The organism is Embleya hyalina (genome assembly GCF_003967355.1).
GTDB lineage: Bacteria > Actinomycetota > Actinomycetes > Streptomycetales > Streptomycetaceae > Embleya > Embleya hyalina.
In genome coordinates this window covers 604,262-627,148 of the sequence record NZ_BIFH01000014.1, presented here as the reverse complement: position 1 = coordinate 627,148, position 22,887 = coordinate 604,262, and the positions used below count along the sequence as shown (strand labels likewise).

Genomic DNA, 22,887 nt, shown 5'->3' with positions numbered 1-22,887 from the left:
ATCAGGCAGCCAGCTGCGGGTCCACCCGACGACCCGCAAGCCACGCCTCCACATCCGCCACGCTGTACACCGTCGTCCGCGCCGACAACGGCACGAACGGCGGCCCCTGCACCGGCTTCCCGGTCCGCCACCGCCGCAACGTCGACGGATCCACCCCCAGCAGCTCGGCAACCTCCTCGGTGGAGTACCAGCCGCCCTCCAACATCCCCACCCCGGCCATGTCCCGCTCCGCACTCTCCGGCCGAACCCGCGTCCGATGCAGATGACGCACCAACACCACCCCTGTCCTTACATGTCGTTCCTTGCATCGGCCAGTTATCGATGCATGTTTCCGAAGCGGCCTGCGCTCGCTCATCGATTAGACCAACCGCCCACGTCGTCCTCCGACGCGAACTTCGCGCGCCGCGTGGGCTGTTCAGGACGTACTTGCGCGCGCCGCTTCAGGAGGCCGGCGTCGCACGGAGCCGGCCGCCTTCTGCGGATCGCCGCAACGGCGTCGGCACGTCGGGTCCTTCAGGCGCCGGACGCTTCCGGCGCGATGCCGTCGTCTACATGAGCAAGCCTCGCGGGAAGCACGGGCGGCTCCAGCCCCAGATCGCGCATTCGCACCCGCAGATCGCGCAACGCCAGCGTGTCCTCGAACGCCAACCGCTCGTACTGCGCCGCAACCTGCCCCAACCGCTCGTGCTCGGCCGGATCGAGATTGACCGTGGCCAGCCGACGCCGGTCCCGCGCCAGTCGCTCGGACGCCAACGCCGCCTCGACCGCGACCGCGTGCCGCCGAAAGGCCTCGAGCCGCGCACGCGGCGAATCCGACGGCGGCAACTCGGACAGCGCCGTCTCACCGGTGAAGGCCGCAAGCGCGTCCCACGTGTCGACGACGACACCGGGAGTCGGCGAAACCGTGGCCACGTCACCCACAGGGAACAAGAGACTGATCGCCGGCACCCCCAACGCCTGCGCCAGGGCAACCAGTTCCGTCACGTCCAGCGACTCGCGCCGCCCGATCTCCAGATTCGCCAACACCCCACGCTGCATCTCCACGCCCAACGCGGTGCACGCGTCCGCGAGCTGCTGCGCACTCATCTTCCGCGCCTTGCGATGGCGCCGCACTTCACCGGCAACAACCTCCACCAGGTTCAGCACCCGTTCATTTTGCAACATGATCGAACAATACACCATGATTATGTCTCATGAAGAGACCTATCTAGCCCAGATAGCATCGATGGTCAGACCAGGCGCGAAAGTTGCTCCCTGACGACACAGACAGTAATTGGCACCGACGGCAGGTGAGGAGTTCCTCGTCTGTCTACCGTCAACTCCAGGTACCACCAATCCGACCCTGGGCATCAGCGGATCAATCGACATGGCCTGCCTCGTCGGAGCCCGACACCTCGCCACCGAACGGCGTCGAGCCCTGGCCTGGCGAGGCGGCGGGACCGGACCGGACCTCGCCGACCGGCTGGCGCAAGGGTGGGCGGGTGCCGTTCGGGTCCATGCTTCGTCTTCGATCGCGGCCGACGGTACCCGGCGGAGTGCGCCGTCACGGGAGCAGGCCCAGGCGGGAGCAAGGCCCGAGCCGACAGGACACGGCCCACGTTCCTGCCGCGTCCACGGTGACGGGCCGCGTACAGGTGGGCCCACATCTTCGCCCGGGTAAGGAAGGTCCCTTTCACGCGCGTGTGGTCCACATGAAGCAGATCGGCGTCCGAGGCGGAGCCCCACGGGGGATGGAACAAGCGCAGCACGGTGGGAACTTGGGACGCACGTCCAGGCGGGACAGCTGTGTTGCCGGGGCAGCACGCGTGACGCCGGCGCGGGGGCCCGGGCGAGGGTGCGTTCCACGCCGGCGCCGCACAGCACCAGGTTGGTGTGGGTCGTGGGGGCGTCCGCCAAGAGGCGCAGGTGGTCCTGTTCGGGAGCGGCGATACGTTCAGTGCGTCGACGAGCACGCAGCTGGCCGCATCCGTGCGGTTCGTCAGGTGGGTGGCCGGCAGGCCGAACGCGGTAAGCAAGCGCGGCGCGCAAACGGGGCAGCGCAGGTTTGACCGCCACCTGTGCTCGCTGAACCGGCACCCGCCTCGACAACCAGACGCAGCGCCTGGTCGGCGGCGACAGTCTTGGCGTGTCCGGTGTCGCCGTACACGCAGAAAATCTCGCGGGGGAGCGACAGTACCAGTGAGTATTTCGACGACCCGGCCGAGTTGGCGTGTCGACACCAGGTGCGGCGCCGGGCACATACAGGCGCACACCATCACCCGGAGGTGCCGACTGCGCGATCGGATCGATCTTCCGGTCGGCTTCGGCAGCCGGCGGCGTGGGCTGGCCCTGCTCGTCCACCGTCCCCGGCAGGGCCAGGTCGGCCAACGTGCGATCGTAGCCGTCCGCGGGCGACCCGTGGATCGGACGCGCGATCCGAAGCAGACGTGGCGAGCGAAGGTCACGACGTACCGCGTGATCGAGCGTTGTCGACGACACGAGCGGTGCGTGGCCGCGAGGCACGTCCTCGTGGCATTGGGGCGGCGCTTTTCTCACTCGTGCCCCCACTCGACGAGCACAACCCGGTGAGCGGCGGGCGACAACTCCGTCGTGACGGGCGGACCAATGCTTCTGCCATCTCACGAGGACACCAATTATTGCGGAATGAGAATAAATATCCTGATATCCAGGTAATGCGCAAGGTGGTTCTGCCGGCCGGAACGATCCCGACATCGGCGCGAAGTGGGCTTGGGACCCCATCTTGGGCTCGATACCTTGCCTGATGCAGCCAACCGGTTGCTTCATGCAGAATCGAAGGCGAGCCCAGTGTCGAACACGGGAAAATATCGGTACAGAGGAATTGGATTACTCCTTTCCCTGTTGACCATCGTTACTCTTTTAGCGGCCCAACCGAGCTCCGCATCCCGGCCTTCCGGAAGTCTTCGCACGGCATCTGCGTTCCCCGGCACCCCGGCGCCCGTCCACGCAGCCGAAATTCCGGCACCTCCGACAGGAACGCCAGAGGAGTCCGGCGGTCCGGTATCGCCTACTCCGCCGCCCGAGCAATCACGAACGACGATCCCCGTGCCGGCGTCCCAGAACGACCCTTCGCGGAACGACGGGCCCGCGCGCACGTCTCGCGGCATCGTCGGAGACGGATGTCCCAACTCTGCGCAACTCCGCAGCAGGGCGCGCGTTCAAGGAAATCCGACCTTCACCTGTACGTATCGTTCGGCGAGATCCACCACATCGCAGAACGTCGCGATACCGCCCACACTGCCCTTCACACCGCCCCCCGGGAACACCAACCCGGATTACGGTACCTGCACTCCCCCGTTCGACAACAAGGATGACCACTTCGAGCGTTTCTCCTGGTGTGTGCTCGGAGATTTCGAACTGGTCACCTACGATGTCGAGACAGGAAAGGTGGTGGGCACCGCCACGGCATTCCTCAGCCACGGCATCCTACTGGCGAAGAGCAGTGACAAGATCTACAACGAGACGCGTCTGGACTTCGTCAAGGTCGACGCCGCGCTCGGCACGCTGACAGTAGAGGTCAAGGCGGATTGCTCACCATGCGTCGTGGCGCCGTCGCCGATCCTCACCGCCGGCAACGGGATGCATCTGGAGTTCCACAATGACATCACGTGGGCGCCTCCGCCGGGGGTGACGCAATCGGATCTGAAAATCCAATGGACCATCGAGGCACATACGTCGGCGCCAACGGCCCACGACCCCGTGGTGTACTCGACCAACGACAGCCCGAGGTGCGACACGGTCGTCACCAGTCGAGCCGGCTGCACATTCCCGACGTATTACCCCACCGTGGACATATCCGATGTCAACCAGTACGGGTCCGCCGCAGCCATGATCAACTATTATCACATGTCGATGTGGAGCCCGCCCGGCCTCAGGCTCGCGAACGACATGGGCCGCCCTTTGGAATGGAGCAGAGAACCTCTTTCCTACCAATCCGCGACCCAACCGGCGGACCAGCAGACGTGGAACGGCAAGAACCGGGCGATCGTCTGCGGCTCCCTGGTGAAAGACCCCAGCGTCACCTTTCCGGCAGGCTCCACGGATCAACCCAGTTGTGACGAGTTCCCTTTCGCCTCGGCCTACCAGAGCGCGGGAGGCGGAGGGTATCCGGCGCTCCAGAAGATCGTCGACGGTCGGGAGTGCAACCTCATGGTCGCCACCAAGAACGCCGCCGGCGATTACACCGGCGTCAAACTCATCGGGCTCGGCATATGGAAGGACGACGTCCCCTGCGTGCGCGGCACCATCCCGAATTCGCAGAACAGTGCCGTGGGCCGACAGACCGGCAGTGCCTTCATCTCGCGCGAACGGTTCCTGCGCGGTGACAAATACTGGCTGAACGCGGCGCCCCCGGGATGGTCGGACTGCGGCAGCTACTGGGAGCCCGTGCCCGTGGCCACGCCTCGCCGAAACGCGGCGGGCACACGCAGCACCCTCGCCGTATGCGGACCCTTGCGTACGGCACTCGACGGCCCCGGTGTCACGAAGATCGGATTCCCGACCGGTCAGAAGGAGGCTCCGGATGGCATCGGAAAATATGTCGACCTACGCCTGAGCGGTCACTCCGAGATCACCGGCTCGATATATTGGAGCCCCACCTCAGGTGCCCATTACATCGACGGGGCGATCCGAGACAAATGGCTCGCCCTTGGGGGCGTGAACGGCCTCGGATATCCGCTCAACGACACCGCCCAGCAGGACGGTGGGGCCGGCAGGTACAACGATTTTTCCAATGGCTCCGTCTACTGGAGTTCCGCCACCGGGGCGCACGTCCTGTCGGGTGCGGTGCGTGATAAATACGTGGCTCTCGACAGGGAGAAGGCACTCGGTTATCCAACCGCGGACGAAGCCGCAACCCCGGACGGGCGTGGGCGTTTCGCTCATTTCTCGAAGGGAGGAAACTCGATCTACTGGACGAACGTCACCGGCGCGCATCAGATAGGGGGAGCCATCCGCGACAAGTGGGCGGCCCTCGGCTGGGAAACGAACGTCGGATATCCCAGCACCGATGAATCGGGAACCCCGGACGGCCAGGGGCGGTTCAACCACTTCCGAAAGCCGACCGCCGCCGCGGACGACGACTCCATCTATTGGCACCCGAAAGTAGGCATCGGATACATACGTTCCGCGCTTCGGGACAAATGGTTGACGTTCGGCGCCGAGCGGGCCAGCGGCTATCCCGTCGGCGACGCCGGCGGCACCGGAGGCAGCGGAGGAATCGAGCAATACACGGCCGGCATCGACCAGCAAGGAAAGGCCTATCTGCTCCTGAGGTTTCTGTGGGGCCCCTCGTCCGGGACCCACTTCGTCATCGCATCCTGGCGAGCCTATACGGGGCCGAACTCCTGGATGGGGTTCCCGACCAAGGACCACGCCGCCGATCCCGGCCTTCCGATCGGCAACCTCTACACCTTCCAAGCCTTCCAGGGCGGCTGCCTCGGTAAGTACACGTACACCCCGGGCGGGCAGATAGACGCGGTCGCGGCGACCACAGGTCTGTGCCGAGCGGATTACCGGCAGATCACTCCTGCGGAATGGATCAACAAGACCCTGCGGGAACAACTCGAGATAGCGCGCGACTCCGTTCCACTGGAAAGCGTCCTCGGCCCCGACGGTCAAGTTTCTCCCGAAAGACTTCACGCCATGACGTCCATGCGATAGTGCACGTCGTCCACCGTGGGGAGAAAACCACCCTCCCCACGGTGGACGTCATCTCGCAATCCGAAGAGCCGGCAGATCCCCCTCGACGTCGGATTTCTTCGGATCCAGGGAAAGTATTTCCCGCGCCGCCAGATAGAGATCGTTGAGTCCGCCGGTGTCCCGGTCGGCGCTCAATGCTCGAATACGTCGCATGAACGGGGTGTCGGCCGACGAGACCATCGCCCCTTGCATTCTCGGTTCAAAGGAAGCCTCCACCCGCCCTCGGCAGGCGTAGGCGAACCAGGTCATCGCCTCGAGATTCCAAAAAAACAGGAGTGCCTGACCCGACTCGGAAAGGCGACTCAGATAGTCGCCCGCGAGCCCGGTACACCCGAAGGACTCCTGGCAGAAAGTCCACCCGCCGCAGACACCGGCCCTCAGAATATTCGTGTCGCTGTAGAGAGCCGCATCGAGAGACTGCTCGTAGGACATGAGCAGCGGCTGTCCCGTTCCACTATCGAACACGCGAAGGACGTCCGTGGGGGGAAGTGAGTCACAGAACATGACACATGCTTCCTCGCCGAATAAAGACTGTAAGCTCTCCGAGTCCCGAGAGGACAAGACGCGTCACCCGCTCTCTCCACGGCCGCCGAAACGGAGCAGCACATAACGGCCGATTCCCCCCGATTTCGGCGGAAACTTCGGTCGGCCAATCGTAAATTTCCAGACCCGCGAATTCTACAATCCCGACGCACCGGGTTCGGTGGCGCGCACGACGGATGTCCACGGCGCCCTCCACGACGTGACGACACGAGGGGATCCGGTCGACAACTCGGGCGATGTGAAGCGGGTCGCACAGGTACGAGTCGAAGCAGGGGGTCGATCACAGGCGCCTCCTGGCCGCCGAGGTAGTCGCTGTGGTCGGCCCGCCCGGTACCGGTCCGGGCGGGGGTGGGGATGTGGTCGTGGTGGTGCGTGAGCGTGCGGCTGTCCTGGTCAGAAATGCCGGTGCCGGGCTCCCTCCGGCCGGCATGCCGACAGAGGGTGGTCGGGTGGCGGTGTTCCATCGGTTGTGGATCGCGTCCAGCGGAGCGAGGACTTCGCGTGCGGAGGAGACGAGTCGAAGGATCGGCAGGGTCCGGTCGTCGGCGAGGCCGCGCACGGCGTGGGAGCCGGCGGTCGCGGTGCGCAGGACTGCCGCGCGCAGGACGCGCTTGGCCCAGTACTCGGTGCTGCCCGGTACTCCGGATGCGCCGATGCGCAGGACGAGTTCGGGGACGAGGCTGCCGTCGGCGAGGTGCCCTCGGCGTTGCGCCTCCCACAGGACGGTGAGCGAATCGACCACGTCGCCCCGGTGAACGAGGGCGGCGACGCATCGGTACAGCGCCGCGTGCGCGCGGTCGGCGAAGTCCCCCGGTCCGAGCCAACGCGCGATCTCGCCCAGAGGGCGGGCGTCTGCCATCAGCGTGGTCACCAGTGCATGTTCCTCGATCAGGTCGCGTGGGCACGGCGGTTCGGGCGGCGCCGTCCGGGCGGGTCCCGGCGCAGGGGCGGAGTGGGGCTCTCCCCAGCGGCGGGCGAGGTCGTCGAGTGCGGCGTGGAGCGCCCGATGGTGAGTGAGGGTGTCGGCGATCCCGTCGCGGTCGGTGTCGGCCGCAGCGACTTGCCCGAGGCGGATGGCATGACGGGCGACGGCTCGGTGATCGGCGGCTTCGACGATCATGCGCGCGTACAGGCGCGCGTTGCGTGGGTGGGGACAGGCGGCCATCAGGGTGTGGGCGTAGGCGGGCGTGATCCCTGCGGCGTGCTTGCCAGCGGCTTGGACCAGGGCCATCACCCGCGCCGCCACGGTGGTCTCGGCGTTGTGGGCGTCGGGGAGAGGTCCCAGCAGGGCTCGGTAGAGGGCACCGTGTGCGGCTCGATAGAGGTGGTCGGGCAGCAGGTGTTCGCGCACGTCCTCGATGCGGGCGGGTTCGAGGAGGAGGGCGCCCAACAGGGCCTGTTCGGCGTGGAGATGGGGGTACACGACGTTCTCTCCTGTCCTGGCCGGTTCGGCTGCGGGCTCCGAGAGTCGAGGCATCGAGGATGATGCGCGGCGTGTCGGAATCGATCAGCGAGGGCGGCGAAGCGGAAGTGGTCTGCGGAGGGCGGGGGCATCTGTGGATGCGGTCGGACAGGGCGGGGGCGGGATATCGCTCATAGCCGGGGCGGGGTTACGCGGCGAGATCCAGATCTGCGTGCACCGTGGGCACATGCGGGGCGAGGAGTTGTCTGGCCAGCGACGGTGGAACGGCGTTGCCGATCTGCTCGAATTGCCGTGAGCGCCCACCCTGCCAGGGGTAGTCGGCGGGGAACGTCTGGAGAACAGCGGCCTGGGCGGTGGTCAGTCGCAGTTCGGGATCGCGCGGTGTAATCGACGCCGTCCGGTGGGATGCCTCGCCGGTCGCCTCCCATCGGGATTCGTTCGCGCGATGCCCGAAGAACAGGGTGGGTGCCGGTTCGTCGAGGCGCCGGATCGCCGCGCGCGCTTGGGAGTTGCTGCGCAGGACCCAGCTTCGCGCGGTTCCGGTCAGCGCCCACGAGGGGCGGTCGACGCCGAACTCGTCGCCGCGCATGCCGGTCCGATCGGGGAACGCGCCGGCCACCCACCGACCGGCCGGTGCTCGACTTGCTCCGTCCCCTCACACGCGACGGTTCTTCGCCATTCGTGAGTCACGGCGGCCCCTCGCGGACTAACGTGCCCGGGACTGAAGACGCGGGGAGGACGGATGGGGCCGGTCGAGGACGCTCGAAGGCGGGAGCACGAGATCGAACAGACCAGGGTCGCGGAAGAACGGGAGCGCCTCGGACTCTGGGGCATCGACGCGCGCCGTGGAGTTCGCACGACCGCCGAGCTCGCCGCCTTCCTGACCGACCTTGCCGGGCAACTGCCCGAACGCAAGCTCGTATCACTGTTCCTGCACGTCGACACCCGCGAGCAGAAGGCCGGCCTGTTCGGCCGCAGGACGGAGTCGGTGCGGGTTTTCGAGGCGGTCGGCAAGGGCTGGGAACTGGCGACGCTCGCAGCGGAGAGCGGCTGCGGCGAACACACCCTCGTGCTGTCTCCGGACGGGCGTCTGTTCGAGGCCCGCAGGGTCGACGCGGCATCTCACCGCGGCCTTCCCAAGGGAGGCGGGTTGACGTTGGTCCCGACGAGCGAGGACGTCATCGCCCTGACTCCGGACCTGCGATCGCTGCTTCTGGATCACCTGGACGCGCGAACCGGCACACGAACACACGACCCGAGCCGACCCCCCGGTTAGTTTCCGGATGGAACCGACGCACCGGGCCGCCGCGCATCGCGTCCGGATCGAGCGGCGTACCGGTGCGCCCCTCGGCGTTCGGGACGGCCGCTCGCCGAACGTCGGCTCCGAAACCCCGGCAGGGCGACCCGCCCGTCATCGGCCCGGGCCGCGCGAAGTCGAAGCGCTCACGGACCGCCGCGGGTTCGTCGTGGTGCCGGGTGTCCGGCGGGATACGACACCCCGCCGAACACCCGCTCTGGGCCCGGAACCCGGGAGGCGCGGCTACGGCCGGGTCACCTCGGTGGCCCGCACGTTGCGCAATACGCCGTCGCCGGCGTCGAACTGGGACTTGTAGAGCACCTGCACGCGGAAGGTGAGCGGATCACCGGGTTCGATGGTGTGTCCCGAGTCGGGGGAGGTGAGGATCACCGATCCTTCACCGCCGTCCTCGGTCACCGTGAACCAGTACTGCTGGATCGGGTTGATCCGGCCGACGCCGGGCGGGATCTCGAAGAAGACCTCCCACCGGAGCACCCGGTCCTCGTTCGCGACGAGGGTGAGGTCGTACGGGATCACCCATCCCTTCGCGTCCTCCGGGTAGGTCTGCCCGAATCCCGGCAGTTGCTCGTACTCGATGCCGACCCGAGGCGGTTCGACCTCGGTGTCGACCGAATCGGAGTACTGCTCGGCCGTGTTGGCGCGGGTCGGCGAGGTGATCCGGCTCGAGGTCGTCAGCCGGCCCTGGAAATCCCCCGCGATGGCGCCGGTCAGGCCGATCATCGCCTTGCCGCCCACGGGCAGGTCGATCGGCAGCCGCAGGCCGTCGCGCACCGAACCGGTCCCGCAGAACGCGCCGTTCTCCCCTCGCGCGGACAACTCCACGTCGGTCAACTCCGGCGGGAACTCGGCCTCCACGACGGCGTCCGGCGCGTCGTTGGGACCCAGGTTCTGCACACCGATGTCGTAGGCGATGCGATCGCCCGACTCGGCGGTCAGCGGACCGCTCATCTCCAACGGCATGTTCACCGGCAGCGCCACGACGAGATCCCGGATCCGGTGCGCCGCGATGGCGCCGCCGGTGCCCGCCGCGAAGCCCAGCTTGAACGTGTCGGGCACCGGCACCTGGCCGGGGGCATCGACGAGGTCGAAGTCGCCGATCACCAGGGTGCCGTTCGGGTTCGCCCGATCCGCGACCCGCACGGTCAGCCGGCCGGCGATCACGGACACCTGGATGTGGGCGCCCTTCTCCCATCCACCCCGGAAGCCGCCCTCCACCTGCTCCCCGACAAGCCAGTGGAACCCCTGCTTCAGGTTGCCGGAGCCGCGGACACCGACCGTGTTCGGCTGCGGGCCCGGGCCGTCGGGACCGGCCGCCGGAGCGGAGAAGTTGCCGAAATTGTCGAATCCGATGCCCACATAACCGGCGGTGACCCCGTCGGCCACGATGGTCGAACCCGATTTCGTGGTCGAGTAGCCGAGCGCGCCGCCCCGGCCGCCGGGGGCGGTGGTGTGCGCGCCGTCGATCAGGTAGACGCTGAAGCCGTCTCCGAAGCCGCTCCCGCCTCCTCCCTCGCACGAGTAGTCGAAGTCGATGGTGACGCCGAGAGTCGAGGAGAACGGCTGGTCGAGGAACGCCGTGCCGGCCTTGGCCTGCGCGTTGGGCGTCAGCTCCAGACTGCCGTTGAGCGTCGCGCTGCCCAGTAGTTGCCAGTGCGGATTGGTCGGGATGTCCTCGGTGAACGATTCGACGATCGGGAACTGCGCGTGTTGTTGCGCCATCGGTCTCCTCCCAAGCCGGATACAACATGGAACCGAGGGTCACGAACCATCGACTTTCCGTATTCGCGAACATCCCGAGATTATGGGCGTCGACGCCCGTCGGAAACCGCGAAATCCGGCCATTCAGAACGAAAAAAGGATGAATCGCGCGGCGCCGGGTCCCCGAGCCGAGGAGATCATCCACATGGCGTTCATCGTCTCCGCCGCCCTCCTGGCCTACATGGCGGGCCCCATGGAGGTCCACGCCGGCCACGTCCCGACCGAACACCACCCCGAACCGGCCCCCACCCCCCTCCCCGAACAACCCACCGTCCACCCCGACACCCACACCCCGACCCACGGCCACTGACCGGCCGCCCGTGCACGGAAGCCGGCGGCCGGGCCCGGCCCATGTCACCATCGTTCGATGACCGGGCACCGCTACTCGTCGGCACCGGCCGTGGTCCGTCTGGAGACCTACGACAACCGGGACATCTTCGGGGACACCGCCGACCCGTCCCGCGTCGCCGAGTGGGGCCTGGTCTGGCGGCTCAAGGATCACCACTTCGGGATCAGGGTCGACGGTCGCCTCGTCGCCCACGCGGGCCTGGTCGTGTTGCCGCTGTCGGTCGGCGACGGCCGGATGCGCGTGGTGGGTCTCGGGGGCGTCGGCGTGGTCGAGGATCGGCGCGGTCGTGGGCTCGCCCGGCAAGTGGTGAGCGGCACGATGGAACACGCTCGGGGGTGGGGGCTCGACTTCGCGATCCTGTTCTGCCGGCCCGACGTTGCCCGCCTCTACGGTCGGCTCGGCTGGCGGGACGTGGTGGGCGACGTGGAGGTGGAGCAGCCCGACGGCCCGGCGGTGATGCCGCTGCGGACGATGTGGTTCCCGCTGCTGCGGGAGGACGCCCGGTGGCCCGAGGGGCCGGTTCGCCTGCACTCGCGCCCGATGTGAGCACCACACTCCTGACGTTCCGTTAGCATTCGGATGCCCAGTGCAATCCTTCGTGAGCGGAGAACGTCATGGCATCAGGTGTCGGGGTCAACGACCAGTGCCTCCAGGAGTACCAGGCCCTGAAGCTCAAGAAGACTTACAGGTACGTCGTCTTCAACCTCAACAAGGACAACACGGAGATCGTCGTCGAGAAGACCTCCACCTCCCAGGACTACGACGACTTCATCGCCGACCTTCCGGAGACGGAATGCCGCTGGGCCGTCTACGACTTCGAGTTCGAGAAGGAGGGGGCCGGCAAGCGGAACAGGCTCACGTTCGTCTCGTGGGCACCGGACACGGCCAAGATCAAGCAGAAGATGCTCTTCGCCTCCTCCAAGGACGCCCTGCGACGCTCGCTGGTGGGCATCGCGGTCGAAATCCAGGGCACCGAATACAGCGAGGTCGCCTACGAATCCGTCCTCGACAAGGCGAACCGCGGCAACTGACCCGGGGAACGCCCGACTCCGGCTCGGGGAAGTGGCGTTCGACGCTCCCGCCGGAAACTCGCGTCCCCCCGCCGACCGAGGTCGCGCGCGGGGCTCAGGGCCGGGAAGACGGACACTCGTCTCGGCCGCGACTTGAACCCCGCCGCCCGCGTGGCCGCCGCACGGCGGCGGCCACGCGGGATGGCAACGCGCGCATGCCCCCGGGAGGACGCACTCCGTGGCGCCCTGCCGAAGCGCGCACCGGTTCGGCACGCACGGGGCAGGCCACGGAATGGCCGTCGGCCGCCCCTGACGACGGGCCGCCGAACGAGGACGACACGGCGCGACCCCGTGGGGCGGCTCGAATCGGGCTGCGGGCGTGTGGCGCGGTGCGTCAGCGTGGGTGTGGTACGGATTGGGGCGGGGTCGCCGGCGGCGGGGTGGTGCGCAGGTGTTCGTGGGTGACGAGGGCGACGGCTTTGTCCACGTCCGGCGTCATCCACCGGTCTTCACCCAGCTCGGGGACGTGTTGCCGGAAGCGGGCGTGGAGTTCGGCGGTGCGCTTGCCCAGGGCCAGGTTCCCCATCTGCGGACGGGCCGAGTCGATGCCCTGTGCGGCCAGGAGGAAGTGCACGGCCAGGATGATCTCGGCGCGTTCGAGGTTGTCGTCGAGGTTGCGCTCCGATGCCATGGCCATCGTGTTGTGGTCCTCCTGCCCGAACTTCTCGGGGCGGGACAGGACTCCGGCGGGCATGGCCCGCACCTGCATCTCGGGCACGAGCGCCGCCGCGACCGTCTGCACCTGCACCATGCCGGAGTTGAGGCCGACCGGTGGGCCCGCGAGGTTGTCGGGCAGGCCGTAGCTCCATTTCGAGGCGATCAGGCGCGCCGACAACTCGTGGCTGAGTACGGCGACATCGGTGACCTGCGCGTTGAGGGTGTCGACGGCGTGCCCGATCTGGGCGTCGTCGTAGTTGCCCCCCATCACGAACTCGTGGGTGCCGTCGGAGCGTTCGAACACGAGTGGATTGGACGTCGAGGAATTGGCCTCGCGCTCGATGATCGCGACGGCCTCGCCGAGGGTCTGCCGCAGCGTGCCGGCGATGTGCGGCGTGGAGCGCACGGAGACCGCGTCCTGGATGCGCGGCGCCGTTTCCCCGTACCGGGCGCGGCCCTGCTCGGTCATCCACTCGCTGCCCTCGGTCAAGGTACTCAGCACGCCGGCCTCGTACTCCTCGGCGGGGATGCGGCGTTCGGCGTGGGTCCGGGCGTCCAGAGAGCCGGCCTCGGCGCGGGTGGCCTCCATGAACAGGGCGAAGGCGCCCTCGAATTGGTCGAGGAAGGCCTCGGAGCGAAGCACGGAGCCGACGTAGCGCGCGGTCAGCACACCGCTGCCGCTGATCAGCGGCAGCGCTTCGCCCGCCTGCAACTCGAACGTCCTGGACAACCCCGCGCGGGCGAGCACGTCCCCGGCGGGGCCGGGTTCCCCACCGTCCAGCCGAGCGGTGGCGCCGTCGCCCGTGAGCACGAGTCCGGCGGCGGCCATGGGCTGGAGGTCGCCGGTGCCGAGCGAGCCGATCGCGGGCATGACGGGCGTCACCTTGGCGTTGACCAGCGCGAGCATGCGCCGGACCATCTCGGGGCGCACCCCCATGTGCCCTCGGGCCATCGCGTTGGCGCGCAGGACCAGGGCCAGGCGCGCGACGCCGGTGGAGAGTTCCGGACCGGTACCGGCCGCGTGCGAGCGCAGGATGTGCTTTTGGAACTCGACCTGCTCGGCGTCGGTGAGCGCGTTGTTCTTGAGCGGGCCCAGGGCCTGGTTCCAGCCGTAGACGCGCTGCCCTTCGCCCAGCGCCGCCAGCGCGCCCCCGCGGATCCGGGTCATGCCCGCGGCGGCGCTGTCGGCGAGCGTGATCGGGCCGGACGTGCCGCGGAACACCGCCGACATCTGCGCCATCGTCAGGTGCGCGCCGTCCAGCTCCACGGCCCCGCCGGCGCGCCCCTCGACGTCGCGGTGCCCTTCGCCGGAGGGATCCCCGCCCGCCGGCACCAGGCGCGCGTGGGCCGGAGCCCGCGAAGCCGGCCCGACGGAGGCGGCCGAGCCCGACACCAGGACGAGTACACCCGCCACGGCCACGGCCACGCGGGCCACCCGTGGTGCGGGAAGCCGGCGAAGTCGACGCCGGAAGGGTCGTGCCGCCGAGGCCCGGATGGGCACCCTGGTGGCGCCGGCGCAGCCTGAAGTGATTTTCATGCTTATGCCGTCGGCCACACGCGCCGCACGCTGAAGGCCGACGTCCGCATTGCCCCCGAACGCCGGCGTTCACGCGGCGAGCCGCTGCGAGCCGACGCCGATCGCACGAGAATGCGGCGCGAAGACCCCGCCGCGGGTACCAGGGGGATCCGCCGCCGGGGCCGATCGGCCGACCGTCGGCGGTCTTGCCATCGGCAGGACGAAGGGAGGCCGGATTCCTTGCGCTCGGGTCAGGGAGGCTGCGGCGGTGTTCCGGCGGGACCGGTGTCCGGATCGGGTGTGCGGGCGGGTTGTCGGAGCCGGGTCGGGTCGTGGCCGGCGGGGTTTTGTCGGGCAGGGTTTCGCCGGGCGGGGTTTTGCCGGGCAGGGTTTTGTCGGGCGAATCCGTACCACCAGGTACGGTCCGGTCGCGGGCGTGCGGCGAGGAGGAGGAACGTGAGCGAAGCGGTGCCCGCGGCGAAGACGAGCGCGACGATCCAATCGGCCGATCGCGCCGCGAAGAGGACGGGTACGAGGACGAGCGTGGGTGCGAGGAGCCGGAAGGATCCCTCCTCCCCGTAAGGGGGCTGCGGCCCGAGCCACAGTCGCGGCGGGCCGAGCCCTCGTGGTGCCCGGGGAGCGACGAGGTGCCGGTACGGAGCAAGCGGTCCGCCGGCGAGTGCTCGTCTGACATCCGCGTGCCGTCGTTTGGGCATGGCGCGCAGGATCGCGCGCACGTCGTCCGCGCGGCCCGCGTCGTGGAGGGTCCGACACGCTCCGACCCAGGTCGGAAGGCGCGCGACACGCAGGACGGCGACGCGGACGAGGCCCACCAGCATGATCGACAGGCACGCCCAGCCGGCGAGGAAGGCGGTCACGCCGAGGAGGATCAGGCCGGCGTCACCCCCGCCCGAGGCGTCGTCGGGGACGGTCCTCAGGGCCCCTCCCGCCACGAGCAGGGCGACCAGGAAGGTGCTCGTGAGGCGGCTGTACGGAGGCACCCGCGCGGGTGGGCGCCGAGCGATCGCTCTCAGGATCTCGGTCTTGGCCGCCCGGCGCGGGGGTCGCTCGCTCGCGCCCAGCAGGTTCGGCAGTTCCCGGTCCGTCGCCTTGCGGGCGGCGCGCCGCAGGAGCGCCGCGGGAGGCGGTGTACCACCGGCCGCCTCGGCGAGCAGGCCGAGGACGGCGGCGTCGGCGGGGCGGGACTTGCCCAGGACTCGCAGCACGTACTCGCCGACCGGGGCTTCGAGCTCGGACACCGGTTCGGCGACCACCACGATGACCCGATCGGCGACGGCATCCCGGCCGGTACGGCGCAGGTGTTTCAGGTAGGCGGCGAACCTCCGGGGATCCGTGCGCAGATCCGGAATGGCCGGGCCGTGGTGGTCGGCGCTGCGGACGATGTCGGTCCCGGGGCTGGTGGCGGGGTTGTTCGGGGTTGTCCCGGACAACATCTCGTCGACGACCTCGCCGGCGACGACGGTGGGGTCGGACTCTTCCCCGGCCGGATCGTGCAGGTGTTCGCGGGTGGCGCGGAGGGTGTTCTCGCCGTCCTCGATGAGGGCGCGGGTGCGGTCGAGGACGGCGCGGGCGTCCTCGACGAAGTCGTCGACGGGGTCCGGCCGCCACTCGACCGGCGACGTGTCGCCCTCGGGTGCCGGGTCGTGTTCGGGCCGGGCCGGCGCCTCGCCCCGGCGGCGCAGGCGTTCGACCTCCAGGCGCAGGGTGGCGAGTTGGTGGGCGAGGCGGTCGGCGATGTCCTGGGCGGCGTCGCGGTCGCGTTCGGCGCGTTCGCGTTGGGCCCGGGCCTCGGCGCGCCCGGCCTCGGTCTCGTGCAGGCGGCGTTGCAGGCGGGCGAGTTCGGGGCCGCCGTCGCCGTCGCGGGTCAGCAGGGCGTCGCGCTCGCGGGTGAGGTCGGCCATGCGCAGGGTGGCCTGGTGGACGACGATCCGCAGGAAGCGGGCGACCTGCGTCATGCGGTCGCGGGCTCGTTCGCTCTCCCCCAGCGCCCGGTGGAGCAGGGCGATCTCGTCCTGGGCGGCGATCACCCGTCGTTGCAGGTGGACGACCTCGGTGGTGTCCCGGGCCGGGCCCGGTGCGGCCGGCTCGGCGTGGAGTCGGTCCCACCACACCCTGGCCTCGTCCAGGCGTCGCCGCCCGGTGGTGTGGTCGTCGGAGCATACGTCGACGACGGCCTCGACGAACTCCCAGGTCAGGCCCTGCCCCTTGAGGAGGGTGTAGACCGCGTTGCGGCTGGGGACCTTCCGGTCCGCGAAGTGCTCCGGAACCAGCCGGCCGCGGAGATCGGCCCCGCTCAGCGGGGCCCTGCCGGGCCCGGGTTCCCTGAGCCATCCGCGCATCAGCGCCGCCAGTTCGTTGGCTTCCTGCCGCTGTCCCCGCGGCGGTGGCGCGTACGGCCTGCCTCCCCGCCCCCGGTCGTCGTGCCGTCGCCCCACGCGACACCCCCGGTTGTGCCGGACAACCCGACGTTGTCCCCGGACAACATCCAACCCGTGAAGGGCCGTCCCGCGCAGGGGCATCGTGGAATCACGGCGCCCCCACCGGGGACTTCGCCGAATCGCAACAATCCGAGCCGGAGGACCCGATGACCAAGCCCACCACCGACCGCTCCACCCCGCGTCGCGGACTCGACCTCACCGTCGGCCGACACCTGCGACTGAACCTGTACGTGTCCCCGGCATTCGCGCTCACGCTGATCTCCCTGGCCGGCACCGCGAGCGTGGCCTGGACGTCCCTGCGCGGGGCATGAGGGAAGCCCGGCCGGCCGTCGTCGAGCCCGGGTCGCACCCGGGCCCGACGTACGCCGCGCCCTCGCTCGGGCGGCGCGCGGGTCGTTCGCACGGCACCGCGTGCGCACACGTTCGACGGCTTCGGGTGCCGGCCGAGGTGCGGTCAGTACTCCCAGACGGTCGGTACGAAACGGAAGGTGTCGCCGACGGCCGCCACGTGGCAGGCGGACGGGAACGGCAGGTGGGTGGCGAGGAGTTGCCCGCCGTTCCGCGCGAGCTCCGTCAGGAGGCGGACCCGGACGCGGGCGGCCTCCTCGGGGTCGTGGTCGAAGCCGTTGTGCCAGTCGGGCCTGTCGAACCCGGTCTGGAACACGGCGTCGCCGGCGAACGTCAGCCGATCGCCGCCGGACTCCAGGCGGACGACGCTGTGGCCGGGGGTGTGCCCGCCGGTGCGCTGCATCACCACTCCCGGCGCGACCTCGTACTCCGTCTCGAACGGCCGCAACAGGCCGCGGTACACGTCCAGGAACCGCGCGGCGGTCCTGCGCAGCACGTCCGGAACCGGTGTCGGCATGACGGTGTGGGAGAAGTCGGGCGCGTCCCAGAACTCGGCCTCGGCGGCCGCCAGATGGACGCGCAGGTCCCGACGCAACCGGCCCCTCAGCCCCTCGACGAGCAGTCCGCCGATGTGGTCCATGTGCAGGTGGGTGAGCACCACGTCGGTCACGGACGCGGGATCGATCCCGGCGGCGTCCAGTCGCGCGGCCAGCCGTCCGGCCCGCGGGAAGCCCGGGAACTCCGTCCCCAGTCCCGCGTCGACGAGGACGGTCCGGTCACCGCTGCGCACCACGGCGACGTTCAGCGGCCAGTTGCACACCTCCGGCGGCAGGAACATGTCGCCGAGCCAGGCCGCCAGTTCCTCCTCGGCGGCGTTGGTGGCCAGCGTCGTGGTGGTGATCGGCAGCACGCCGTCGCTGATCACGACCACGTCGATGTCGCCGATCCTCAGCGCGTAGCGCGACGGAACCGGTTCGTCGTGCCCCGGTGCGTGGGCGTGTGCGAGGTGGACCTGGCTCATGGTGTTTCTCCTCATCGAACGTGTGAACCGAAGACACCGACGGCGCCATGGGGGACGACGTCCGGTCATCCCCTAGGACCGGACGGCTCCGTGGTTTGTGACAGTCACAGGCGGTCGGCCGCGCAGTTCGTCACCACGGCCGGCCCCTCGCCGGTGAGGTGGCTTGTAGCATGGCGGCGCCGAAGTCGAAGGGGGCAACCGTGCACGCTGGGCCCGACGCCGATTCTCTCGATCGGGCGGCGAGGGACTTCCTCGCGGTGCGTCCGAGGCTCTTCGGTGTCGCGTACCGGGTGCTCGGAAGCGCCGTGGAGGCGGAGGACATCGTCCAGGAGGCGTGGCTGCGCTGGCAGAACGCGGACCGCGCGCACGTCCTCGACCCGACGGCGTTCCTGACCACGGTCACCGCCCGTCTGGCCATCAACCTGGCCCGGTCCGCCAGAGTGCGGCGGGAGTCCTACGTCGGCCCGTGGCTTCCCGAGCCGGTCGACACCAGCGCGGATCCGCAGGTGGGCGCCGAACGAGCCGAAGCCGTCGAACTGGCGGTGCTCTTCCTGCTGGAGCGGCTGAACCCGATGGAGCGTGCCGCCTACGTCCTGCGCGAAGCCTTCGACTACCCCTACGCGCAGATCGCGGGAATCCTGGAGACGAGCGAGGCGAACACCCGTCAACTGGTGAGCCGCGGGCGCAAACACCTGGCCGCCGAGCGCAGGGAACGCGTCGGCGCGACGGATCACCGCCGGCTCCTGGAGGTGTTCCTCGCCGCCGCGCAGAAGGGTGATCTGGCGGCGCTGGAGAACGTGCTCGCCGCGGATGTCGTCAGCTACAGCGACGGCGGAGGGCTGCGCGGCGCGTCCAGGATCCCGGTCGTCGGACGCCCGCACGTCTCCAGGTACCTCGTGGCCTTCGCCCCCCGGTTCTGGCCCGGATCGGAGGTGCGGTGGGTCGAGGCCAACGGTCGTCCCGCCGTGGTCGTCTCCTTTGGCGGGGACGCCGTGGCCCTCCTTTCCGTCGATGTGTCCGCCGAGGGGATCGACCGGATCATGTGGCTGATGAACACGGCCAAGCTGGCGCCCTACCTGGCATCGCTGCGCGGTTGAACACCCTTCGCCACACCGACCGGCCGGGTCGTGCGGACGTCCGGACTTCTCGAGGACACGAGAGCGGAAAAACGCCGCCGCCGGGCGGCTCGGCGAGCCCGTAGCAGACCCAGACTCACGAACGCGGCGAACTCGCCAGGCGTTCACCGCAACCGCCGAAGCCCTCCCTCCTGTATCGGGACGCCTGCGCCATGCTCGATGCCAAGGCATTCGGTGTCGTTCCCGGGATCGACGCCAAGAACCCGGATCCCCCGTTCGGTGGCTGGGCCTGCGACTGGCGGAGCACAACCGACGACATCCAGGTGAGTCTGCGCTTCGACCGTCCCGGGCTCCCGGACTCCCCCGACGGCCGACTCGATCGGGCCGCGTTCCCGTATCCCCTGCTGCACGACCGGGATTCGGAAAGTGTGCCCAGCGACAACACCCTGTTGCACAACCTGCTCACGGGATTGGTCGAGTCCACCACTCTGGCGCCGCCGGACCTGGAACTCATGAACGCCGCCCCGGACGAAGCCGACGACGACCCGGGCGACGCCGACGCCGATTCCTGACTCGTCGGCGGCGCCGGCCCGATCGTGGCCGCACCGCGCCCGAAGAGGGTCCGTTTCCCGGAATTTGACGGTTCGGCCGGATCTCTTCGCCCGGCACGGGCGCCTGTGTGAGTGTTTCGCTTGCTCGGGCACGAACCCCGTCCTGCCCGGTCGTTCGCGGCCTTCACGAGTGCCCGCGACAGCAGGTCGGTGTCGTGGTCGAGGTCTGCCTTCCACCCCAGGAGCCTCGATGAATCGAAGAGTGACCACCACCGGGACAGTCCTCGCCTTACTCGCCGGCCTCACCGTCGGCGCGGCGACCCAGTCGGCCGCGGCCGACCCGCCCGCGCCGTCCGGCTCGCAGGCGGCGGCCGTCTCCGCCGCCGACCGGGCCGCCGCAAGCGGCCTGGACGTCCTGGCCAAGGGACCCGACGAGCAGTACGAACGACAGGCGGTGACGCCGTGGAGCGACGATCTGTACTCCGTCGCCTACGAGCGTACCTACCGGGGCCTGCCGGTCGTCGGCGGCGACGCCGTCGTCCTCGCCGACGGCAAGGGCCGCGTCCTCGCGACCCAGTCCGCGAGTGACGCGCAGATATCCACCGCGGTCCATCCGATCGTGACGGCCGACGCCGCGGAGGCCACCTCCAGGGCCGAACTCGCGTCGGTGGACCGGGTCGAGTCGCACCGCCTGGTCGTCCGGGTCAGGGACGGTCGGAGCGATCTCGCCTGGGAGACCGTGCTCGTCGGCCGCACCGCGACCGCGCCCAGCCGGCTGCACGTGTTCGTCGACGCGAGCACGGGCACGGTGCTCGACAAGGTCGACGACGTCAAGGCGGGCACCGGCAACAGCCAGTGGAACGGCCCGAACATCCCGATCGACACCACCAAGTCCGGCACCAAGTACTCGCTTCGCGACCCGGGCCGGCCCGGTCTGTCCTGCGCGGACTACTCCACCGGGACGGTGTTCTCCAAGTCCACCGACTCGTGGGGCAACGGCCAGGCTTCCAGCAAGGAAACCGGCTGCGCCGACGTCATGTTCGCGGCCCAGAAGCAGTGGAACATGCTCAAGGACTGGCTCGGGCGCAACGGCCACAACGGCAACGGCGGCAGCTGGCCGGTCAAGGTCGGCCTGAACGACGTCAACGCCTACTGGGACGGCTCGTCCATCTCGATCGGGCACAACCAGGCGAACAAGTGGATCGGCTCGATGGACGTCGTGGGCCACGAGTTCGGCCACGGCATCGACCAGTACACGCCCGGCGGCGCCGGCACCGAGCCCGGCCTGGGCGAGGCCACCGGCGACATCATGGGCGCGCTGACCGAGGCGTACACCAACGAATCCTCGCCCTACGACACCCCCGACTACACCGTCGGCGAGACCGTCGACCTCGTGGGCCAGGGCCCGATCCGCTACATGTACAAGCCGTCCACCAACGGCGACCCGAACTGCTACAGCTCGTCGATCCCCAACACCGAGGAGCACGCGGCGGCCGGACCGCTGAACCACTGGTTCTACCTGCTCGCCGAGGGCACCAACCCCGGCGGTGGCAAGCCCGCCAGCCCCACCTGCAACAACACCACGCTCACCGGCGTGGGCATCCAGAAGGCCGGCAAGGTCTTCTACGGCGGCATGCTGCTCAAGACCAGCGGCATGACCTACAAGAAGTACCGCACCGCGACCCTGAAATCGGCGAAGACCCTCGACCCCACGTGCGGTCTGTTCAACAAGACCAAGGCCGCGTGGAACGCCATCAGCGTGCCCGCCCAGTCCGGTGACCCCACCTGCACCGCGAGTTCGGGCCTCGACGACTTCTCGGTCGCCTTCACCTCGCCGTCGGGCATCGTGACACCGGGCGACTCGATCACGACCGCGGTGAGCACGGCCGTGACCGCGGGCGCGGGGCCGAACGTCACCCTGTCCACGAGCGGTCTGCCCACCGGTGTGACCTCGACCTTCGGCACGGCGTCCGGCCAGGCGGGCGGCTCGACGCTGACCCTGTCGGCGAGTTCGACCGCGCCGGCGGGCACCTACCCGGTGACCGTCACCGGTAGCAGCCCCACCGCCACCCACACCGCCCGGTACACCCTGACCGTCACGGGTCCCGGCAACGCGAGCCTGGCGCCGCCCGACATCAACGTGGCGAACGTCCAGGCGCACCTGACCCAGCTCAACGCGATCGCGAACCAGAACGGCGGCAACCGCCGTGCGGGCAGCCCCGGTTACACCGCGTCGGTGGCCTACGTGAAGGGCAAGCTCCAGGCCGCCGGCTTCACCGTGTCCGAGCAGGTCTGCACCACCTGCCGATACCGCTCCAACAACCTGATCGCCGACTGGCCCGGCGGCCCCACCAACCAGGTCGTCATGTTCGGCGCCCACCTGGACGGCGTCAGCGCCGGTCCCGGCATCAACGACAACGGCTCCGGCTCGGCCACGCTCCTGGAGAACGCCCTCGCGCTCGCCCGGGCCAACCCCACCCTCACCAAGCACGTGCGCTTCGGCTGGTGGGCCGGCGAGGAACAGGGCCTCCAGGGCTCGCAGTTCTACGTCAGCCAACTCACCTCGACGCAGCGCTCCGCGATCAGGGGCTACTACAACTTCGACATGGTCGCCTCACGCAACGCGGGCTACTTCGTCAACAACATCAACTCGGCCACCGCCGCGCCGCTCAAGGCGTACTGGGACACGCTGAACCTGCGTCCCGAGGAGAACGTCGAGGGCCAGGGCCGCTCCGACGACTACTCCTTCCAGCGGGCCGGCATCCCCACCTCCGGCTACGCGGCCGGTGCCAGTGCCACCAAGTCCTCGGCGCAGGCGGCCAAGTGGGGCGGCCAGGCCGGCCGATCGTACGACGCGTGCTACCACTCCGCGTGTGACACCACGAGCAACATCGACGCCACGGTGCTCAACCGCAGCGCCGACGGCGTGGCATACGCGATCTGGCAGACCTCGGTGAGCGTCACCACGCCCACCACGTAGCCCTCGACGATCACCGGTACCGGCCGTCGGGAGCGGACCGGTACCGGTGATCGCCACCCCCACTCGGCCACGCCGTACCCGGTGGGCCGCGCCGACCGTG

18 protein-coding genes are annotated in these 22,887 nt (G+C 69.4%); 9 read left to right on the top strand and 9 right to left on the bottom strand.

Annotation, left to right across the window (positions count from 1 at the left end; translation table 11 throughout):
• Nucleotide 1: 1 nt before the first annotated feature.
• On the bottom strand, nucleotides 2-220 hold the full coding sequence (locus EMA17_RS06900) for a helix-turn-helix transcriptional regulator (protein ID WP_126635996.1): 219 nt from the start codon (nucleotides 218-220) through the stop codon (nucleotides 2-4).
• Between the two features lie 293 nt (nucleotides 221-513).
• Nucleotides 514-1,146 (bottom strand): helix-turn-helix domain-containing protein, encoded by a 633-nt coding sequence (locus EMA17_RS06895; RefSeq protein WP_246126494.1) that lies wholly within the window; start codon nucleotides 1,144-1,146, stop codon nucleotides 514-516.
• Between the two features lie 2,211 nt (nucleotides 1,147-3,357).
• On the opposite strand from EMA17_RS06895, the gene EMA17_RS53835 reads away from it, so the two are divergent.
• Complete coding sequence (locus tag EMA17_RS53835; protein WP_126635995.1) at nucleotides 3,358-5,679, top strand: hypothetical protein; 2,322 nt, start codon at nucleotides 3,358-3,360, stop codon at nucleotides 5,677-5,679.
• A gap of 48 nt (nucleotides 5,680-5,727) precedes the next feature.
• Here EMA17_RS53835 and EMA17_RS06885 read toward each other — a convergent pair whose 3' ends face one another.
• From EMA17_RS06885 to EMA17_RS06875, 3 genes are all read right to left on the bottom strand, one after another.
• Nucleotides 5,728-6,222, bottom strand: coding sequence for a DUF6461 domain-containing protein (locus EMA17_RS06885; RefSeq protein WP_246126493.1), 495 nt, complete (start codon nucleotides 6,220-6,222; stop codon nucleotides 5,728-5,730).
• 319 nt (nucleotides 6,223-6,541) lie between these two features.
• Entirely contained in the window at nucleotides 6,542-7,684 is a 1,143-nt protein-coding gene (locus EMA17_RS06880; RefSeq protein ID WP_160161333.1) for a DnaB-like helicase N-terminal domain-containing protein, read from the bottom strand.
• A gap of 187 nt (nucleotides 7,685-7,871) precedes the next feature.
• A complete protein-coding gene (locus EMA17_RS06875; protein WP_126635992.1) occupies nucleotides 7,872-8,273 on the bottom strand; it encodes a DNA cytosine methyltransferase in 402 nt (133 codons plus the stop codon).
• A gap of 153 nt (nucleotides 8,274-8,426) precedes the next feature.
• On the opposite strand from EMA17_RS06875, the gene EMA17_RS06870 reads away from it, so the two are divergent.
• On the top strand, nucleotides 8,427-8,960 hold the full coding sequence (locus tag EMA17_RS06870) for a hypothetical protein (protein WP_126635991.1): 534 nt from the start codon (nucleotides 8,427-8,429) through the stop codon (nucleotides 8,958-8,960).
• A gap of 264 nt (nucleotides 8,961-9,224) precedes the next feature.
• On the opposite strand, the gene EMA17_RS06865 is transcribed toward EMA17_RS06870, so the two are convergent.
• Nucleotides 9,225-10,721, bottom strand: coding sequence for a DUF11 domain-containing protein (locus tag EMA17_RS06865; RefSeq protein ID WP_126635990.1), 1,497 nt, complete (start codon nucleotides 10,719-10,721; stop codon nucleotides 9,225-9,227).
• A 139-nt stretch (nucleotides 10,722-10,860) separates the two neighbouring features.
• Here EMA17_RS06865 and EMA17_RS06860 point away from each other — a divergent pair, with 139 nt between their 5' ends.
• The 3 genes from EMA17_RS06860 (at nucleotide 10,861) to EMA17_RS06850 (ending at nucleotide 12,140) form a co-directional block, all read left to right on the top strand.
• Nucleotides 10,861-11,070, top strand: a complete 210-nt coding sequence (locus tag EMA17_RS06860) for a hypothetical protein (RefSeq protein WP_126635989.1) — start codon at nucleotides 10,861-10,863, stop codon at nucleotides 11,068-11,070.
• A 57-nt stretch (nucleotides 11,071-11,127) separates the two neighbouring features.
• Nucleotides 11,128-11,655 carry a GNAT family N-acetyltransferase gene (locus EMA17_RS06855; protein WP_126635988.1) on the top strand — a complete coding sequence of 176 codons (528 nt, stop codon included), beginning with the start codon at nucleotides 11,128-11,130 and terminating at the stop codon, nucleotides 11,653-11,655.
• A gap of 68 nt (nucleotides 11,656-11,723) precedes the next feature.
• The gene (locus tag EMA17_RS06850) at nucleotides 11,724-12,140 is read left to right on the top strand and encodes an actin-binding ADF family protein (RefSeq protein ID WP_126635987.1); all 417 of its coding nucleotides are present in this window, start codon (nucleotides 11,724-11,726) and stop codon (nucleotides 12,138-12,140) included.
• 373 nt (nucleotides 12,141-12,513) lie between these two features.
• Here EMA17_RS06850 and EMA17_RS06845 read toward each other — a convergent pair whose 3' ends face one another.
• Both EMA17_RS06845 and EMA17_RS06840 read right to left on the bottom strand, forming a co-directional pair.
• Nucleotides 12,514-14,262: an HAL/PAL/TAL family ammonia-lyase gene (locus EMA17_RS06845; protein ID WP_218042679.1), complete on the bottom strand. Its 1,749-nt coding sequence runs from the start codon at nucleotides 14,260-14,262 to the stop codon at nucleotides 12,514-12,516.
• 341 nt (nucleotides 14,263-14,603) lie between these two features.
• A complete protein-coding gene (locus EMA17_RS06840; protein ID WP_126635986.1) occupies nucleotides 14,604-16,808 on the bottom strand; it encodes a hypothetical protein in 2,205 nt (734 codons plus the stop codon).
• Between the two features lie 149 nt (nucleotides 16,809-16,957).
• Between EMA17_RS06840 and EMA17_RS51645 the strand changes: the two genes are divergently transcribed.
• Nucleotides 16,958-17,122, top strand: a complete 165-nt coding sequence (locus EMA17_RS51645) for a hypothetical protein (RefSeq protein ID WP_160161332.1) — start codon at nucleotides 16,958-16,960, stop codon at nucleotides 17,120-17,122.
• 143 nt (nucleotides 17,123-17,265) lie between these two features.
• Here the strand turns inward: EMA17_RS51645 and EMA17_RS06835 are convergent, their stop codons facing one another.
• Nucleotides 17,266-18,180 (bottom strand): MBL fold metallo-hydrolase, encoded by a 915-nt coding sequence (locus EMA17_RS06835; RefSeq protein WP_126635985.1) that lies wholly within the window; start codon nucleotides 18,178-18,180, stop codon nucleotides 17,266-17,268.
• 170 nt (nucleotides 18,181-18,350) lie between these two features.
• Here EMA17_RS06835 and EMA17_RS06830 point away from each other — a divergent pair, with 170 nt between their 5' ends.
• From EMA17_RS06830 to EMA17_RS06820, 3 genes are all read left to right on the top strand, one after another.
• The gene (locus EMA17_RS06830) at nucleotides 18,351-19,277 is read left to right on the top strand and encodes an RNA polymerase sigma-70 factor (protein WP_174861319.1); all 927 of its coding nucleotides are present in this window, start codon (nucleotides 18,351-18,353) and stop codon (nucleotides 19,275-19,277) included.
• A 191-nt stretch (nucleotides 19,278-19,468) separates the two neighbouring features.
• Nucleotides 19,469-19,828, top strand: coding sequence for a hypothetical protein (locus EMA17_RS06825; protein WP_126635983.1), 360 nt, complete (start codon nucleotides 19,469-19,471; stop codon nucleotides 19,826-19,828).
• A 229-nt stretch (nucleotides 19,829-20,057) separates the two neighbouring features.
• Complete coding sequence (locus EMA17_RS06820) at nucleotides 20,058-22,787, top strand: M28 family peptidase (RefSeq protein ID WP_246126492.1); 2,730 nt, start codon at nucleotides 20,058-20,060, stop codon at nucleotides 22,785-22,787.
• The last annotated feature ends 100 nt before the right edge of the window (nucleotides 22,788-22,887 follow it).